The organism is Streptococcus catagoni (genome assembly GCF_011421425.1).
Taxonomy (GTDB): domain Bacteria; phylum Bacillota; class Bacilli; order Lactobacillales; family Streptococcaceae; genus Streptococcus; species Streptococcus catagoni.
Window position 1 is genome coordinate 14,419 of the sequence record NZ_WPCW01000004.1, and the last position, 18,588, is coordinate 33,006.

At 37.1% G+C, this 18,588-nt stretch carries 18 protein-coding genes and 1 pseudogene; 18 read left to right on the forward strand and 1 reads right to left on the reverse strand.

The genetic code is table 11. The features are described from left to right. Positions 1–6: 6 nt before the first annotated feature. From HBN42_RS07570 to cydC, 17 genes and pseudogenes are all read left to right on the forward strand, one after another. Positions 7–1,098: a DUF871 domain-containing protein gene (locus HBN42_RS07570; RefSeq protein ID WP_165994454.1), complete on the forward strand. Its 1,092-nt coding sequence runs from the start codon at positions 7–9 to the stop codon at positions 1,096–1,098. Positions 1,099–1,107: 9 nt separating this feature from the next. Then, positions 1,108–2,013: an N-acetylglucosamine kinase gene (locus HBN42_RS07575; protein WP_165994455.1), complete on the forward strand. Its 906-nt coding sequence runs from the start codon at positions 1,108–1,110 to the stop codon at positions 2,011–2,013. Next, complete coding sequence (locus HBN42_RS07580; protein WP_165994456.1) at positions 2,000–2,866, forward strand: MurR/RpiR family transcriptional regulator; 867 nt, start codon at positions 2,000–2,002, stop codon at positions 2,864–2,866. Before HBN42_RS07575 ends, HBN42_RS07580 begins: the two co-directional genes overlap by 14 nt. A gap of 1 nt (position 2,867) precedes the next feature. Next, positions 2,868–4,001, forward strand: coding sequence for an anhydro-N-acetylmuramic acid kinase AnmK (gene anmK, locus HBN42_RS07585; RefSeq protein ID WP_165994457.1), 1,134 nt, complete (start codon positions 2,868–2,870; stop codon positions 3,999–4,001). A 217-nt stretch (positions 4,002–4,218) separates the two neighbouring features. Continuing rightward, positions 4,219–4,671 (forward strand): pyridoxamine 5'-phosphate oxidase family protein, encoded by a 453-nt coding sequence (locus tag HBN42_RS07590; protein ID WP_165994458.1) that lies wholly within the window; start codon positions 4,219–4,221, stop codon positions 4,669–4,671. Positions 4,672–4,794: 123 nt separating this feature from the next. Then, positions 4,795–5,313 (forward strand): GrpB family protein, encoded by a 519-nt coding sequence (locus tag HBN42_RS07595; protein ID WP_165994459.1) that lies wholly within the window; start codon positions 4,795–4,797, stop codon positions 5,311–5,313. 152 nt (positions 5,314–5,465) lie between these two features. After that, positions 5,466–5,534 (forward strand): annotated as a pseudogene (locus HBN42_RS10335) (DUF6287 domain-containing protein); the annotation flags it as partial. 45 nt (positions 5,535–5,579) lie between these two features. After that, complete coding sequence (locus HBN42_RS07600; RefSeq protein ID WP_165994460.1) at positions 5,580–5,777, forward strand: hypothetical protein; 198 nt, start codon at positions 5,580–5,582, stop codon at positions 5,775–5,777. 225 nt (positions 5,778–6,002) lie between these two features. Then, complete coding sequence (locus tag HBN42_RS07605; protein WP_328804292.1) at positions 6,003–6,737, forward strand: class I SAM-dependent methyltransferase; 735 nt, start codon at positions 6,003–6,005, stop codon at positions 6,735–6,737. A 10-nt stretch (positions 6,738–6,747) separates the two neighbouring features. After that, positions 6,748–7,200 carry an ASCH domain-containing protein gene (locus tag HBN42_RS07610; RefSeq protein WP_165994461.1) on the forward strand — a complete coding sequence of 151 codons (453 nt, stop codon included), beginning with the start codon at positions 6,748–6,750 and terminating at the stop codon, positions 7,198–7,200. 378 nt (positions 7,201–7,578) lie between these two features. Next, positions 7,579–8,133 (forward strand): nucleotidyltransferase family protein, encoded by a 555-nt coding sequence (locus HBN42_RS07615; RefSeq protein ID WP_165994462.1) that lies wholly within the window; start codon positions 7,579–7,581, stop codon positions 8,131–8,133. A gap of 219 nt (positions 8,134–8,352) precedes the next feature. Then, positions 8,353–9,252 (forward strand): prenyltransferase, encoded by a 900-nt coding sequence (locus HBN42_RS07620; protein ID WP_165994463.1) that lies wholly within the window; start codon positions 8,353–8,355, stop codon positions 9,250–9,252. 16 nt (positions 9,253–9,268) lie between these two features. Next, positions 9,269–10,480, forward strand: coding sequence for an NAD(P)/FAD-dependent oxidoreductase (locus tag HBN42_RS07625; RefSeq protein WP_165994464.1), 1,212 nt, complete (start codon positions 9,269–9,271; stop codon positions 10,478–10,480). Positions 10,481–10,551: 71 nt separating this feature from the next. Then, entirely contained in the window at positions 10,552–11,979 is a 1,428-nt protein-coding gene (locus HBN42_RS07630) for a cytochrome ubiquinol oxidase subunit I (protein WP_165994465.1), read from the forward strand. Then, positions 11,980–13,008, forward strand: a complete 1,029-nt coding sequence (gene cydB, locus HBN42_RS07635; RefSeq protein WP_165994466.1) for a cytochrome d ubiquinol oxidase subunit II — start codon at positions 11,980–11,982, stop codon at positions 13,006–13,008. It begins immediately after the preceding gene. Next, the gene (cydD, locus tag HBN42_RS07640; RefSeq protein WP_165994467.1) at positions 12,998–14,716 is read left to right on the forward strand and encodes a thiol reductant ABC exporter subunit CydD; all 1,719 of its coding nucleotides are present in this window, start codon (positions 12,998–13,000) and stop codon (positions 14,714–14,716) included. Before cydB ends, cydD begins: the two co-directional genes overlap by 11 nt. Further along, positions 14,709–16,454 carry a thiol reductant ABC exporter subunit CydC gene (cydC, locus tag HBN42_RS07645; protein ID WP_165994468.1) on the forward strand — a complete coding sequence of 582 codons (1,746 nt, stop codon included), beginning with the start codon at positions 14,709–14,711 and terminating at the stop codon, positions 16,452–16,454. Before cydD ends, cydC begins: the two co-directional genes overlap by 8 nt. A gap of 64 nt (positions 16,455–16,518) precedes the next feature. On the opposite strand, the gene HBN42_RS07650 is transcribed toward cydC, so the two are convergent. Next, entirely contained in the window at positions 16,519–17,499 is a 981-nt protein-coding gene (locus HBN42_RS07650) for a polyprenyl synthetase family protein (protein ID WP_165994469.1), read from the reverse strand. Between the two features lie 198 nt (positions 17,500–17,697). Between HBN42_RS07650 and ispE the strand changes: the two genes are divergently transcribed. Next, the gene (gene ispE, locus HBN42_RS07655; protein ID WP_165994470.1) at positions 17,698–18,549 is read left to right on the forward strand and encodes a 4-(cytidine 5'-diphospho)-2-C-methyl-D-erythritol kinase; all 852 of its coding nucleotides are present in this window, start codon (positions 17,698–17,700) and stop codon (positions 18,547–18,549) included. Positions 18,550–18,588 lie beyond the last annotated feature (39 nt).

Sequence of the window (18,588 nt, forward strand, 5' to 3'; positions counted from 1 at the left end):
ATTAATATGAGACGATTAGGAATTTCTTTGTATCCAGAGAAGAGTCATTTAGAGGATATGCAAAAATATATTCTAAAAACAAAAGAAATTGGTTTTAGTAAAGTGTTTACTTCCTTGTTACAGATTGGGGATGATGCTGATATAGTTGTATCTAAATTAAAAGAAATTAATGCATTTGCAAAAGAAAATGGTTTTGAGATAATAGTTGATGTTTCACCACGAATTTTTGAGCAACTTGGAATTTCATATAATGATTTATCTTTTTTTAAAGATATAGAAGCTGATGGTCTTAGATTAGATGCGGCTTTTAGTGGCGCAGAAGAAGCGCTGATGACTTTTAATCCATTTGGTTTAAAGATTGAAATAAATATGAGTAATGACAGTCATATGATTGATAATATTTTTGACTATTGCCCTAATAAGTATAATGTAATCGCAAGTCATAACTTTTATCCCCATAATTATAGTGGTTTGAAGGTAGATTTTTTCAAAAAAACAACTTATAATTTTATGAAATATGGAGTGAGAACATCAGCCTTTGTGACAAGTCAAAATAAATCTGCTTTTGGTCCTTGGCCAGTCTCAGATGGACTTCCAACTCTAGAAAAACATCGAAATTTACCTTTGGAAGTACAAATCCAACATTTACTAGCAATGGATGTTATTGATGATATCATTATTTCAAACTGCTATCCTAGTGAAGAAGAGCTAAAAAGTATAACCAATTTAGATTTATCATTGCCAACTTTAAAAATGAATTGTACTACAGCTTTACCTAAAGTTGAAAGATCAATATTATTTGATGAACTTCATTTCAATAGAGGAGATATAAACGAATATTTTATTAGATCAACTCAAAGTCGTGTAAAATATAAAGGACATCATTTTGCAAAATTGAACACACCAGACCTTATTAGACGTGGAGATGTATTGATAGAAAGTAGTGAATGTGGTCATTATGCTGGAGAACTTCAAATAGCCCTGAAAGATATGAAAAATTCAGGAAAAACAAATGTTGTTGGAAGAATTAATGAAGATGAAATTTTTATTCTTGATGAAATAAAGCCTTGGCAAAAGTTTAAATTAAAAGAAAGTTAGGCAAAATAAATGAATTATATTATCGGTGTGGATGGAGGTGGAACAAAAACTGAGTTCACTCTCTTTCAAGATAATGGTAAAATGATTGAAAGCCTCCTTCAACCTAGTTGTCATATTTTACAAAAATCTACTGATGACATTAAAAATATAATACTTTCAGGAGTCAATTATTTTATTGAAAAATATAGTATCAATCAACAATCATTGTTTATCTCTTTAGGTCTTGGAGGCTACGGTAGTAAAAAAAATAGACATATTATTGATAAAATTTTAGAAGAAATCTTTGGGCAAAAATACAAGTACAGAATTACAAATGATGCTGAGATTGCTCTGCTTGGAGCACTTGGTAGTATTGAAGGAAAAGGCTCCTTATTAATTGCAGGTACAGGATCAATTTGTTTAACATATCAAGAAGATTTTTCTAGAATTGGCGGATGGGGCTACTGCTTTGGTGATGAAGGTAGTGCTTATTGGATCGGTCAAAGATTTTTAAAAGAGTTTGCATGTGAATCTGATGGTAGAGGAGAAAAAACAGAACTTTATTATTACATGTTGGAAAAATATCAACTTGAATGTCCACTTGATATTAATGATTATATCTTTGATAATGGAATCATAAATCGAACAAAAGTAGCTAAGATGGCTAAGGATGTAACGTGGCTTTGCCAAAATGGTAATAGAAAATGTATTCAGATCATGAAAGAAGCAGGTATAGAACTGGCTAATTTGGCTAATGCAAGTTTGAAAGGTCATTCACTTCTTTTATATTTGTATGGGGGTGTATGGAAATCGGAAGAATATATCAAAAAACCTTTTAAGGAACATTTAGATTCAAGAATTCAAATTGGTGAACCAAAACAAGGTGCTACTTATGGTGCTTATTTACTAGCAAAGAAAGATAATGAGAATGAATAGGTTAATATTTAAGATTAGTCAATTACAAAATCAACTCTCTGGAAATGACAGAAAAATAGCAGATTTTTTACTTGAGAATAAAAACATATTTTTAAATAGCAATACTATGGAACTTGCTTCTTTGACCAAGACGTCATCCTCAGCGTGGAACCGGTTTTCGAAAAGACTAGGTTATAAGGGAATTGTAGAACTAAAGGTTGAAATTGCAAAAGCAGAAACAGAACCTAAAGAAGAAACTAATCCCGACATTATGGTACAGGACAATGATACTATTGAGTCCCTAGTTGAGAAATATAAAAAAATTAATGACTATTCTATTGAAAATACAATTAAGTTAATAGATGAAAAGATCATTGAAAAAGTTATTTTTGAAATTAAAAATGCTGATAGAATTTTTCTATGTGGAGTTGGTGCCAGTGCCACAATAGCTTTTGATTTCTTACAAAAAATTTCTAAAATTGGCAAAGTTGCAGTATTCTCTCCTGATATCCATTCCTTATTACCAAACCTTTCAAATATCACAAAAAATGATCTATTATTTTCTATTTCTTATTCTGGTGAAACAAAAGAGGTTGTTTTTGCTACTGAGATAGCTAATGAAAAAGGTGCAAAAACAGTTAGTGTCACTAGTTATCAAAAAAATAATAAATTATCAAAAATATGTGACTATAATTTATTTATACCTAATGTGGAAAAAGAAATTAGGTTGGGAGCAATAACATCTCGAAATTCGTCATTCTTTCTGACTGACTTATTATATTTAGGTCTTGCATCACAAGATGTTGAAAATACAATGAATCACTTACTTTACTCCCATAATATGGCATTAAAACTGAAAGGGAAGGACATTTAGTATGAAAGCAGTAGGTATTATGTCTGGAACTTCCTTAGATGGAGTTGATGTTGTTTTATGTGATATTGAAGGAATGAACAGTGATACAAAAATAGAAGAATTAAATTTTTCAACTTTTCCTTTTCCTAAATCTCTAAAAGTAAGGCTGAAAAATATTCTATTGAAAAAAGAGTCAAAATTAGATGATCTGTGTTCTATAAACTTTGAGTTGGGACAGTTTTTCTCAGACTGTGTTATTCAATTATGTAATAAAGCAAATATAGAAACAGATCAATTAGGTTTTATTGCAAGCCACGGACAAACGTTTTTTCATTTGCCAGAAGATACTAATGATTTTATAAAAAGCACTTTACAATTAGGAGAACCATCAGTAATTGCAGAGAATTGTGGCTGCCCAGTTATTTCAAACTTTAGAGTTAGGGATATGTCTGTAGGTGGGCAGGGAGCACCATTAGTTCCTTTTAGTGAATACCTACTTTACAATAGTTCAACTCATGGTATTAGTTTGCTAAATATTGGAGGAATCGGTAATATAACAGTTATACCCAAAAACTCTGAATCAAAAGATGTTTATGCATTTGATACAGGACCTGGGAATATGATGATAAATGAAGCCATGCATCTCTTATTTGGAAAAGAGTTTGATGAAGATGGTAAAACTGCAAAAATTGGAAATATTATTCCAAAATTGAAAATGGAATTAGAAAATCATTTTTATCTATCCATAGCTCCACCCAAAACAACTGGTAGAGAAATGTTTGGTGATGACTTCACCGGCAAGTTAATTAAGAAATATAAAGAACATAAAAAAGCAGATATTATTGCGACACTAACTTGGTTTACTGCTTTTTCTATTTATTCTAACTATAATCAATATATAAAACCTTATACTGAAATAAGTGAACTAATTGTTGGTGGAGGTGGTTCGCATAATATCACCTTGATGAATTGGTTGAAGTATTATTTGAAGGATATTGATGTCTTCACTCAAGAGGAAAAAGGCTATTCCAGTGATTCTAAAGAAGCCATCGCATTTGTTATTTTAGGTAATCAGACATTTCATAGGCAGACATCAAATTTACCCTCAGTAACAGGTGCAAAGAAGACTGTTATTTTAGGTCAAATTACTTATTAAAAATAGAATTGAAATACCTGTATTTTCTATTGTTTGAAGTTATTTTATTTGCTAGTTGAGACCAAGAAACACCTGATTTTTTGTCTCACTTTTGGGGTGCAGTACAGAGACTTTGTCTTTTTATGCTTCAGCTAAGTACTAATGAATCAACTTTATTTCTAACATCTTTCTTAAGAATTTGCTATACTATAATAAAAGCGCTTACAGGAGATGGCTTATGGAAATTAAAGAATTGATGCAGTTGATTGAGGACATGGAGGTTGGTATTTTTGCGACAGTAGACAAGGATGGGAAGCCACATGCACGGCATGCTCATATTGTTGCTGCTAATGAAGAAGGGATATTTTTCATGACAAGTCCTAAAACGCATTTTTACCAACAACTAATGGGTGATGAACGGATTGCTTTGACCACTATGGTGGAGGATGGATATCTCACTCAGGTTGTGCGTATTGAAGGCTTGGCACGTCCTATAAATAATGAAGAGTTGAGAATAATTTTTGCTAATAATCCTTACTATCATTTCATTTATTCAGATGATGATAGTGATAGCATGCAGGCCTTCCAAATTTATGATGGCGAGGGCTTCTACCACAGTATGACACAAGGTCATAAGTATGTCTTCTCTGTAGGTAGCACAAGGGATTCTTTTGTGAGATCAATTTCCTAATAGCTGTTTAAAATGACTTGAAATCAACAAAGACAAGATTTTTAGACTTGTCTTTTTTTCTTTTCAAATCAATCTATAATTATGATACACTAAGGAAAAAAGATCATTGGGAAAGGGATAAAGATGCGGATTGAAGTTGTACCTTATCGTTCTACTTGGGCAAAGGATTACCTACTTGAGGAAGAAAAAATTAAAGCCATCCTTGGCGAGAGTCTACTGGCTTGCCACCATATTGGCAGTACCTCAGTCGAGGGCCAAGCTGCAAAGCCAATTATTGACATCATGCCTGTTGTCAAAAAGATTTCTGACGTTGACAGTGTCATTCCAAATTTTGAGGCACTGGGTTACCAATCTTTGGGGGAAAATGGGATACCAGGCAGACGATTTTTCCGTAAGGGGGGAGATTTGAGAACACATCATATTCATGTATTTGAAGAATCGAATCAGAATGATATTAAACGCCACCTAGCACTTAGGGATTATCTGAGAACTCATTCATCTGTAAGTAGGGACTATAGTCAACTAAAAAGTCAACTAGCCAAGACATATCCTTATGACATCGATGCTTACTGTAATGGGAAAGATGCCTTTGTCAAACAAATGGAGCAAGATGCTTTGGATTGGTATGAAAAACATAGTTAATGGATGTTTTATAAAATAAGAAAACTGTAAGGAGATCACTCTGTCAGTTAATATAGTAGCCTATGAAACCTATTTACAAGAACCGTGGGGGAAAATTTAATATGATATCCTCTTTGAACAGTTAGGGCATCTTAAAGATAAGAAGAGTCTAGATTTCGGCTGGTGATTTTAGTTCAGTATCTGGAACCTGGTCTAATGATTTAGGAAAGACTGTAGTTATTGCATCAAATGGACAAGTAACAACAAATTCTAATAATGCTCCTGTAATGATTTCATTGAATAGTGTAGGTTCAGGATGTTACTTTGGTAACATAGGTTCAGCTGATGGAAGTGGTGGAGGAGCTGCATTTATTGTTATTCCAGCCAATATGGCTAACCCGCATAATGCCAAACTAAATAGCCAAGATACTATTGTAATAGGCCAGAGTGGTGAGGATGATAATCATCTTTATGTTAGAAAATAATTCTTAGTTGATATAACAAAGCCTTCCCTTACTAAGGGGGCTTTTACTTTAGTTCCACTATAGTGATGGTGTGTCACTATATAACATGCTATAATGAAAGTAATTTTACGAAAGGAGGCGTTTACATGAAAACAAATATATCTGGAGGTTGTCTTCTAGTCTAACCTCCCAAGGAGACTAAGAAAGAAAACATACATTGAACAGAATCAAGAACGCTGGGATAGGGTGTCAACTAGACAGGCTAATCCTTACACTATTCCCTATAGTCATGAAGAATTGCAGAGCTTGAAAAACAAAGCACTCGAAGTGGCACTTACTGTTGGGAAATTAGTACCATTAGCTTGGTTTGAAAAAGCAGCAGGCCATAAGATCCTAGGTCTAGCTTGCGGCGGAGGTCAACAAGGGGCAGTCTTTGCCATGCATGGCTATGATACAACCATTATGGATTTTTCAGAATCTCAATTGGAAAAAGATAGAGAAATAGCAAGGCGAGAAGGCTTAGCCATAGAAACGATTCAAGCAGACATGACCAAGACATTTCCATTTGAGGATAATAGTTTTGATATTGTGTTTTGTCCTGTATCAAATGTCTATATTGAAGACTTGGACAATATGTATAGTGAAGCTTATCGGGTTCTTAAAAAAGGCGGCCTACTCATGATTGGGTACATGAACCCCTGGGTCTATATGTATGATAGCGATGAGGTCTGGGATCAGTCTGAAAAAGAATTGACCTTAAAATACAGCCTACCATTTAATTTCAGGTTATTAGAAGAAGCAGGTGAGCTAAGGATTGACCCTCAATATGGTTATGAATTTAGCCATACCCTTGAAGAACAAATTCAGGGACAATTGAAAAATGGCTTTGCTATGATAGATTTTTATGAGTCTAGAGATGAGAAAAATCGTTTGAGTCAATACGGATCAGACTACATTGCTAATTTATCAATTAAGTTATAAGAGGTGACAAATGACAACAAATAAAAAAGTTCAAGAACTTTGGCAAAGATTTATAACGGAAAACTCTATTGAAAATGGTAAATATGAAGCCTGGCAATTTGGATTTGACGCAGATTTACTATCTCAATTAGTCCTTGATGGAAAGAAAAGCGCTACGACAAGTGCCTATCTCTTTTACGAGCTTGAAAAAGAGGACTTACCACAGGTTAATGAATACAACATCATCTTAAATTCTCAAAATGACCCAGTCTGTATCACAAAAACGACCAAGGTCTATGTAACCCCCTTTAATAAGGTAAGTAGTGAACATGCTTACAAAGAAGGAGAAGATGATAGGACGCTTGCATCTTGGAAAAAAGCCCATCAAACTTTCTTTACCAAAGAGTTGCAAGTACTGAATCTAGAGTTTAAAGAAGACATGGAAGTGGTTTGTGAAGAGTTTGAGCTGGTCTATATCGTTTAAAAAACTGTGGGTGCCTAGAAGTTAACAGCTTTAAATAATTTGCAATGAATAAGTGCACAAAGCTAGGAATAGATTATGCTTAAGAGGAAATCAATCCATATGTGATAGAAAAACAAATGAGAGAACTGCGCAAAAAGAATCTAATACAAGAAGACTTAGCTATCAAAGTAAGTGTTTCCTGACAAAATATTTCAAAATGAGGACAGGCTCACTTGAAAATCCCTAGCATTTTTAAGAATATCACTAATAAGGACAGGGCAATTCAGCCTTGTCTTTGTTTTTAGTCAGACTTCTTATCCTCCTTGGTCTAGCTTTAGAGAAGATGTGTCTTCAGTCTCTTTCATGTTATAATACTCAATAATGCATTTTGGAGTATTTATGTCTAAAGTATACGAATTAATATCAAGCAATTCAGAGATGATGGCACTTTTAAAGGTGATTAAAGGGTTGAATCTAAAAGATTCTTGGCTATGTGCTGGTACTTTGAGAAATTATGTTTGGAATTATCAGTCAGGAGTGCATAAGACCTTAAGTACAGATGTTGATCTTATTTTCTATGATGAACTGATTTCTTATGAAGAAACACTAGAAATTGAAACAAGGGTAAAAGTCCTCTACCCTCAATATGACTGGGAAATAAAGAATGAATATTATATGAACATACACTCACCTCATACTGAAGTATATAAGAGTTCACGTGACGCCATTTCAAAGTTTCCTGAGAAGTGTACAGCAATAGGAGCCAGACTGGATGAAAATGACCGACTAGAGATTTACTTACCTTACGGAGAAAAAGATATTCTGGAATTTATTGTTAGTCCAACGCCTCATTTTAGAAAAGATAGCTTAAGGCGAGCCCTTTACAGGGAAAGAATTATGAAAAAGAATTGGAAAGCCATCTGGCCAAACTTGCTAGTGGAGCTGGTTGAATAGTGGGCAGACAATCAAATAAAGTATTTAGAACCAATCATAAATTGGTTCCTTTTTTGATGCTGGCAAGACCACTGGGTCACTTTATTTTTTGCTTGGAAAGGAGGGGGATGTGGAGAATTCTTACAATTTTTGAAAGTATTCAGTTAAATTAGTGTTCAAATGATTATTTTTGCTTTATAATAGTAATGTTAAAGTATATTTAGAGAGTTGGTTTTAGTGATGACAATTCCTGTCTTCTTAGAACTTGTGGAAATAAAGGCTAAGACAGCCAGTGTTTTACCATTTTTAATCGGATTATGCTTTAGTTACTATTACTACGGGTCTATCAATCCAAGCCAGGTTCTCTTGTTTTTTATCGCTATGTTTTTCTTTAATATGTTTGTTGATATTTGGGATAATTTTAACGATTATAAGAATGCCCATAATTTGGGTTATCGAGAAGATACCAATATTATTGGTCGAGAACATTTATCATTGAAAACAATTAAAGGTTTATTGATTGCTTTCTTTGTGATTTCAGCTAGCCTGGGTTTACTTCTGACACTTCTTGTCGGGTGGCCTTTACTGCTAATGGGATCTTTTTGTTTTGCTGTCGGGGTTTTATACTCCTACGGGCCAAGACCCTTGTCCAGTCTTCCGTTAGGGGAAGTCTTTTCAGGTTTGACCATGGGATTCATGATTAGTTTGATCTGTGTTTATTTGAACACTTATCAGCACTTTACTTGGGATTTTGAAAGCATTGGTAAGATTTTTTTAATTTCCTTACCCAATACCCTGTGGATAGCTAATCTGATGTTAGCAAATAACTTGTGTGATAAAGAAGAAGACGAGAGTAACCACCGTTACACCCTTGTTCATTATACAGGCAAAAACGGAGCTTTATGGCTCTTTAGTTTGGCAAATGTATTAGCAATAGTAGCTATTGTACTTGAAGTTTTATTTGGGCTGGCACCAAGCACCCTTTTATTGACCTTGTTATTAATACCTTTTATTTATAAACAAAGTCAATTACTCTGGCAAAAACAAATTAAGCGTCAAACCTTCATTTGTGCCATTCGCATTTTAGCCCTTGGATCTTTGACCCAGGTTCTTACATATGTTATAGGTATTATTTTTTAGAGGAGAATTAGTTCTTATGCAAGAAATATTAGTATTAGGAGCTGGTTACGCTGGCTTAAAGACCGTTCGTAACCTTCAAAAACAGTCGGGAGATTTTCATATTACCTTGGTGGATCGTAATGAATATCACTATGAAGCGACTGAATTACATGAAGTGGCAGCAGGAGCTGTTCCAAAAGAGAAGATTTCCTATTCAATCAATGAAGTCATTGATAAAAAGAAGGTAAGATTTTTACAAGATGAAGTTTTAAAAGTTAACCCAGAAAGCAATACAGTTGACTTAAAAAATAATGGTAGTTTGCACTATGATTATGTTGTTGTCTCACTTGGCTTTTGTTCAGAAACCTTTGGCATCCCTGGGGCAAAAGAAAATGCTCTTGACATGGTAAACATTGAAACAGCAGAAAATATTCATCGTCATATCCTTAAAATGATGGAAAAGTACCGTGAAACACAGGATAAAAACTATCTTCGTATTTTGGTTTGTGGAGCTGGTTTCACAGGCATTGAACTTGCTGGTGCCCTAATTGATGAAAGAAAACGCTACGGTGCTATTGCAGGTGTTAGCCCTGATCAGATTGAAATCATTTGTGTGGAAGCAGCAACACGCCTCCTCCCAATGTTTGATGACTCTCTTGCCAATCATGGTGTTAACCTACTTAAAAAAATTGGCGTAAACTTATTACTTGGTGCTATGATTAAAGAAATTAAGCCAGGTGAAGTTGTCTATGCTAATAGCCCAGAAGAAAATGCCGAACGTCACTCCATTGCAGCAGAAACAATCATTTGGACTACTGGTGTCAGTGGTAGCCCTGTCATGAAAGATTCAGGTTTTGCAGAATGCCGTGGACGTGTTGTTGTCAATGCTGATTTACGTGACCCTAAATATGATAATGTTTATATCATTGGGGATGTTTCAGTCTTCATGGATAAGGACTCAAATAGACCTTTCCCAACAACAGCTCAAATTGCAACACGTATGGGAGCTCATGTGGCTAAAAACCTAGCTCGTCAGTTAAAAGGTCAAGAAGTTGTAGACTTTAACTACAAATCACTAGGAACAGTGGCTTCAGTTGGGAACACACGCGCCTTTGGTCTAGTTGGTAAACAAGCTGTCAAAGGTTATCCCGCTTCAGTTGTCAAAAAAAGCATCATGAATAAATCACTTGTTGATATTGGCGGCTTAAAAGAGTTATTAGCTAAGGGTCGCTTTGACCTCTACCATTAAGATAGGGTCTTAGTATCCTATGGATTCTTAACCACCTATGCACCTAAAACAAAAAATCGGAGGGATTTTTTATGACTATTGAAACATTAGCACGGTTTCAATTTGCGATGACGACAGTTTTCCACTTTTTCTTTGTACCATTTTCAATTGGAACCTGTTTTGCCGTGGCAATTATGGAGACCTGTTACGTCGTCACCAAAAAAGAAGAATATAAAAAGATGGCAAAATTCTGGGGCAAAATCATGCTTCTTAGTTTCGCTGTCGGAGTAGTAACGGGGATTATCCAAGAGTTCCAGTTTGGCATGAACTGGTCTGACTACTCACGTTTTGTCGGAGACATTTTTGGAGCTCCCCTTGCTGTAGAAGCCTTGTTAGCCTTCTTTTTGGAATCAACCTTCTTGGGCGTATGGCTCTTTACCTGGGACAACAAAAAAATCAGCAAGAAGCTTCACGTCAGCTTTATTTGGCTGGTAGTTTTTGGCTCACTCATGTCTGCCATGTGGATTTTGATTGCCAATAGCTTCATGCAACATCCAGTAGGATATGAGCTTAAAAATGGCAGAGCTCAAATGACGGATTTTCTAGCCTTAATTAACAACCATCAATTCTACTTTGAATTTAGTCACGTTATCACTGGCGCAATCACCATGGGTGGGATTGTTATAGCTGGTATGGCAGCCTTTAAATTATTAAAGAAAGAAAAGTTAACAGAATCTGTACAAGCTATTTACAAGAAATCACTCAGACTTGGTTTGTTGATAGGGCTTCTTGGTTCTATCTCAGTGCTTGGTGCTGGTGACTTGCAAATGAAAGCCTTACTCCATGACCAACCTATGAAATTTGCGGCCATGGAAGGGGACTATGAAGATTCTGGCGACCCAGCAGCTTGGACAATGATCTCTTGGGCTGATGAAGCCAATAAAAAACAAGTCTTTGGCGTACAGGTTCCTTATATGCTCAGTATCTTATCCTATGGTAAACCATCAGGTTCTGTAAAGGGTATGGATACAGTTAATAAAGAATTAGTGGCTAAATATGGTAAAGACAATTACTACCCAATGGTTAACCTGCTCTTTTATGGTTTTCGTACCATGGCAGCCTTTGGAACCTTGATGCTTGGCGTCTCTGCCTTAGGGCTCTTCTTAACCCGTAAGAAAAATCCAATACTCTATAAGCATAAATGGATGCTTTGGATAGTTGCTTTGACAACCTTTGCACCATTTTTATCCAATACCTTTGGCTGGATTATCACCGAACAAGGACGTTATCCTTGGACAGTTTATGGCTTGTTCAGGATTAAAGACAGTATCTCACCAAACGTTTCAGTGGGATCACTCTTAACGTCAAATATTGTCTATTTCCTACTCTTTAGTGGTTTAGGTGCCATGATGGTCATCCTATCCATTCGTGAATTGAACAAAGGTCCAGAATATGAAGAAGAGCAATTGCAGTTGCTAGGACATTCTTCATTAGACCCATTTGAAAAGGGGGCATTTTAAATGAGTGGTTTACAATTCTTTTGGTTCTTCTTAATAGGTCTTCTTTTCTCAGGATTCTTCTTTTTAGAAGGCTTTGACTTCGGTGTCGGGATGGCAGTTCAAACCCTATCCCACAATGAAGCAGAAAAAGACCAAATTGTTTCAACAATAGGTCCTGTTTGGGATGGTAATGAAGTGTGGCTACTAACAGCTGGTGGAGCCATGTTTGCTTCTTTCCCTTATTGGTATGCTTCTCTTTTTAGTGGCTACTATTTGATTCTCTTACTTATCTTGTTTGGTCTCATTATTCGTGGAGTTTCCTTTGAATTTAGGCATAGTGTGCCACTTGAACAAAAAAACATTTGGAACTGGACCTTAACCATTGGTTCAGCCATTGTTCCTTTCTTCTTTGGTCTCATGTTTGTTAGTCTGGTTCAAGGGATGCCTCTAGATGCTAAGGCTAATATGTCAGCTGGCTTTACAGATTATTTCAACCTCTTTTCAATTGTAGGGGGGGTAGCTATGCTCTTGTTGACTTATTTACATGGTTTGAATTATATTGCCTTAAAAACTGAAGGACCTATCAGAGAAAGAGCTAATAACTATGCACGTTTCTTGTACTATGTCTTGTATCTTGGACTTGTGGTTTTTGCAATCTTGCTCTTTTTTAAGACAGATTTCTTTACCTATCATCCAATGGCAACACTAGGACTACTTGTCATCATTGTTGCGCTCTCTTTCTTTGCACATATTGCTACTTTCAGAGCTAAGGAAATGCAAGCATTTATTGCTAGTGGACTTAGCCTTGTAACTGTTGTTGTCTTACTTTTCCAAGGTCTATTCCCACGCGTTATGATTTCTTCAATCAGCTCAAAATATGACTTACTAATCAAAGACGCCTCATCATCACCCTATACCCTAAAGATTATGTCATTGGTTGCTATTACCCTAGTACCATTTGTGTTAGCCTATACTGCTTGGGCTTATTATATCTTTAGAAAACGGGTTAGCTTACCAGTTATTGTAACGGGAGAAAATAATGCTAGATAAAGCCCTTATGCGCTTATCAGGTATTCAGAAAACATTAGGATTGCTTGCAGGATTAGATTTCCTACAGGCAATCTTTATTATAGGTCAAGCTTATTTCTTAAGTTCCACCATTACAGCCTTATGGCAGGGACAGGACTTAAAAGGACAACTGAGTTCGATCCTATATTTTATGCTTTCTTATCTGGGTAGGCATATGATTAATTACATTAAAGATGACTATTTAGACAAGTTCTCAGCCCAACATGCTAAGGCTTTAAGGCAGGAATTGCTGGTCAAGTTATTTAAATTAGGGCCACAGATTGTTCAAGAAGAAGGCTCTGGAAATGTCATCACCCTGGCCTTAGATGGTATTTCCTTGGTTGAAAACTATCTTCATTTGGTGCTTAACAAAATGGTCAATATGACGGTCATACCAGTAATGCTCCTTGCCTTCATCTTTTATTTGGATTGGCAATCGGGCCTTGTTTTACTCCTGGTTTTCCCCTTGATCATTATTTTCATGATTATTCTGGGTCTAGCCGCGAAGGCTAAAGCAGATAAGCAATATGCCTCCTATCAAGTCCTCTCAAATCACTTCTTGGATTCTTTAAGGGGGATTGATACCTTGCGCTTTTTTGGACTCAGTAAGGCCTATGCTAAGAGTATCTACTCTAGCAGTGAGTCTTTTAGGAGAGCCACTATGAGTGCCTTGAAAATAGGGATCTTATCAAGCTTTGCCTTGGATTTTTTCACAACCCTATCTGTTGCTATTGTGGCAGTTCTCCTAGGTTTGAGATTGATCAACCAAGAGATCTTCCTTTTTCCAGCTCTAGCCGTTTTGATCTTGGCACCGGAGTATTTTATCCCTGTTCGAGATTTTTCCAGTGATTACCATGCCACCTTAGATGGGAAAAATGCCTTCCAAGCTGTTCAAAACATTTTACAAAGACCAAGTACAGAAAAAGAGCAGCTGGCCTTGGGGACTTGGACAAAAGATAGCAGCCTTTCCTTAAAAGATATTGACCTAAAATATGATGGCAAGAGCTTTATGACTATTTCAGACTTGACCATCAAGGGCTATCAAAAAATAGGCATCATTGGAATGAGTGGCTCTGGAAAATCCAGTCTTATTAATCTCCTAAGTGGCTTTCTCTCTCCTAGCAGTGGGTATTTTAAGGTTAATGATGAGCTTCTAAGCAATATGAACCAGGGAGATTGGCGCAAGCAATTGCTCTACATTCCTCAAAATCCCTATGTCTTTGAAATGTCTCTTGAAGACAATATCCGTTTTTACACACCAGATGCCAGCAAAGACCAGATCCTAGAAGCTATGAGAGTGGTTGGACTTGAAGGCTTACTTTCAGAACTGCCAGATGGCCTTGCAACCATGGTCGGAAATGGAGCGCGTCCTCTAAGTGGCGGTCAGGCTCAAAGGATTGCCTTAGCCCGTGCCTTTTTAGATCAAAAAAGGAAAATAATGCTGCTTGATGAACCAACAGCCCACTTGGATATTGAAACGGAGTTGGAATTAAAAGAAAGAATGGTCCCTCTTATGGAAGACCGCCTTGTCTTTTTTGCCACCCACAGGCTTCACTGGCTGAAGGAGATGGATCTCATCTTTGTACTTAAGCATGGACAACTTGTTGAAGTCGGACAATACCAGCGGTTGCTCCAGCAAAAAGGGTATTTGTACCACTTGAAAAACGCAATGGGAGGACAAAATGATTAAAATCCCCTTACTTGAAAAGTTCCAAAAAGACAGCTGGGTAAAACCATTTTTCAAGCAATATAAGATTAGCCTTTGCTTGGCTCTCTTCTTAGGCTTTGCCACCTTTTTTGCAGCCAGCGCCCTCATGTTCAACTCCGGCTTTCTCATTAGTAAATCAGCATCTCTGCCCAGTAACATCTTACTGGTTTATGTTCCCATCGTACTGACAAGGGCTTTTGGAATAGGCAGGCCTATATTTAGATATTTTGAGAGACTAACCAGTCATAACTGGGTATTGAAGATGACCTCTAAGCTGCGCCTCAAACTTTATAATACCCTTGAACAAGATGCCATCTTTTTAAGGAAAAATTACCGTCTGGGCGATATTATGGGTCTGCTAGCAGAAGATATTAATCATGTGCAAAACCTTTACCTGCGAACCATTTTCCCAACTTTCATTGCCTGGATCCTCTATGTTTTTGTCATCATTGCACTTGGATTCTTTTCCTGGTGGTTTGCCTTAATGATGCTGCTTTATCTAGGAATTTTAGTCTTTCTTTTCCCCCTTTGGTCTATTGTGGTCAATGGGGCAAGGCAAAAGGGTGAAAAAGAATTAAAAAACCTACTCTACAGAGATTTGACAGATAATGTCTTGGGAATTTCTGATTGGATTTTCAGCCAAAGAGGTCAGGACTATGTCCGCTTACATGAAGGGTCTGAAGATCAACTGTCAGCTCTTCAACTAGAAATGAAGCAGTTCAATAATAAGAGAACACTCTATTTTGAATTATCCTTTGGTCTTTTAACAGTTTTACTGATTTTTTGGGCTAGTTACCAGTTTCCAGGGCATAGAGGCGGAGCAGCCAATTGGATAGCAGCCTTTGTCCTATCAGCCTTTCCCTTGATTGAAGCCTTTGCAGGCTTATCAGCGGCAGCTCAGGAGACCACTATCTATGCGGACTCCTTGGAACGCCTCAATAACCTACCAGAACAAGAAGTGAAGGAACTTACTAGCTTAAGCCCCGAAGCCCCTTATGATATCAAGGTGGAAAAGCTCAGCTTTCGCTACAGTCCAAAGGAGAAGCTGATTCTAGAAGATATTAATCTGACCATTAAGCAGGGGCAAAAGTTAGCTATTTTAGGCCGAAGTGGTTCTGGAAAATCAACCTTGGCAAGCTTGCTGCGTGGCGATTTAAAGCCAAGTTCTGGAAGGATTAGCTTGGCTGGTCTTGATGTTGCAAGCTTAGGTGATAGCATTTCATCCTATATGGGTGTGATCCAGCAGACGCCTTATCTCTTTAATACTAGTCTGCTTAATAATATCAGACTGGGCAATCAAGAGGCCTCAACTACTGATGTCTGGCAAGCTCTTGAAAGGGTTGGCCTCAAAGAAATGGTGGAAGCTCTGCCAAATGCTTTGCAGACAATGGTGGATGAAGCTGGCCTTCGTTTCTCTGGCGGTGAACGTCACAGGCTGGCCTTGGCTCGAATCCTCTTGCAAGATACCCCTATTGTTCTTTTGGATGAACCGACAGTTGGTTTAGATCCCATCACGGAAAAAGCCTTGTTGGACACCTTTATGACTGTTTTAGAGGGGAAGACTGTCATTTGGATAACCCATCACCTAAAAGATATTGAAAAAGCAGACCAGATTATCTTTATTGAGGATGGTCATTTAGAAATTCAAGGTTCCCCTAGCCAGCTAAAGGCAGAAAGTGAACGCTACCGTCGCCTCAAGGCCATTGATGATGGCTACTAGTTTTTAGCTATGGAATTCTTATAAGACACAAAAGCCCAGAAAGTGCACTTTCTGGGCTTTTACTTTATATTTTTCGTTTCAATAGATGATTTGTTAGTTCCAACAATTGTTTTTGACTTTTACTTGCTGGCAGTTTCTTAATGTGGCTAATAGCCTTTTCTGTGTATTTTCTTGCCAGATCCTGAGCCTTGTCAACACCCTTGTAAGTAAGCACCATATCTGAAATGCTTTGAATATCCTCAGCTGATAGGTCTTTCTTTTTGTTAAGAAGAGGTCTGAAGGCTTGGGGGCTCTCTTTCATGGCAAAAAGTAGGGGAAGGCTGTAGACACCATTACTTAAGTCTTCAAGGATAGGCTTGTTAAAACGTTTTTGATCTGCTGTATAGTCTAAAATATCATCCAGGATTTGGAAGGTCATTCCGATGTAGTAGCCGATGCGTCCTGCCAATTGCACAATCTCCTCACTGGCTCCACCAAAATAAGCTCCCTCTTGGCTGGCCAATTTGAAAAGCTCGGCCGTTTTCCCAGAAATAGAACGTAAATAATCACGGATGCTTTGTTCCTGATTATAGTAGAGATGCATTTGATCCAGCTCACCAATTAGGATCTTTTTCATGGATTTGGCATTTCTTCCCATAAAAGGAGTGCCTTCCATGCTTTCTAAAATCAATTCAAAAAAGAGGGTAAAAAGATAGTCTCCTGTGTAAACAGCTACATCTTTGCCAAAGCTGGTTTGAATGGTAGGCTTCCCTCTGCGCAATGGAGAATCATCAATAACATCATCGTGGATCAAGGTGGCCATATGAAGAATTTCAAGAGAAGCTGCGATCTTAACAAGTCTAGTCTGGTTTTCTTGTTTCTGATTTCCAAACCTTGTAAATAAGAAAAAGAAGGCCGGGCGAAGATATTTCCCCCCTGCTTGACTAAGCTGGATAATGGCTTCTTCAATCTCTTCATTTCGAACCTGTGTTCGGCTTTCAATTAGGCTGCAAACTTCATTAATCTCTTTCTCGATTTCAGGATACTTACTCCAATAACGTGCCATCTCTATTTCTCCTTGACTGATATACCTTACTATTCTACCGTAATTAGCTAATGAATGCTAGAGTATGATTTTTGGATTTTTAGGACTTGATAATGTTTAGTCTCATATTAATAGCCTTTCTAAAGAGGAGGTTAAAATTTGAATTTTTCAGAAAGTTTGTGTATATTTTAAGATATATCATACGGGAGTGAGAATTATATGGTTTCTATAATTGAAAGAGCCCCTGCAAAACTGAATTTGGGCTTGGATATTCTAGGAAAACGAGTAGACGGATATCATGATTTGTCCATGGTAATGATCAGTGTTGACTTGTGTGATTATGTCACAGTGACTGATCGAAAAGAAAATGAGATTATTGTTGAATCTGATAATCCAAGAATGCCAAACAATCAAAAAAATGATGTCTTTAAAGCTGCGCGATTACTTAAGGACCAGTACCATATCCAATCTGGGGTCTCTATTTATCTGTCTAAAAAGATCCCAGTTTGTGCTGGCATGGGCGGTGGATCAAGTGATGCGGCCGCAACCATTAGAGCCTTAAATAAGCTTTGGGGTTTGGAGCTGACTAAGGAAGAGATGGTGAAGGTAGGTATGCAGATTGGCAGTGATGTGCCTTACTGTCTCCATGGCGGCTATGCCAAGGTTAAGGGTAAGGGGGAACTAGTGACCCCGATCAAAGCCAACTTATCATCCTGGGTTGTTCTGGTCAAACCAGATTTTGGCATTTCAACACGGACAGTTTTTCCAGACATTGACTGTGATCAGATTTCAAGAGTGGATATTGCTAAGATTGTAAGCTCCCTTGAAAAGAATGATTACGAAGGCTTAAAGGCTTCCATTGGTAATTCTCTTGAAGATATTAGTATCGCAAGAAAACCCTTTATTCAAAAAATAAAAGATAAGATGATGACCTCAGGGGCTGATTTGGCCTTGATGACAGGAAGTGGACCAACAGTCTTTGCGCTATGTCGAAACGAAAGACAGGCCAACCGTGTGGTCAATAGTTTAAAAGGATTCTGTAAGGAAGTTTATAAGGTGAGAACCCTCTAAGTCTAGGAGGAAATTTGCTTAGGAGCTTTCTTTTTGCTA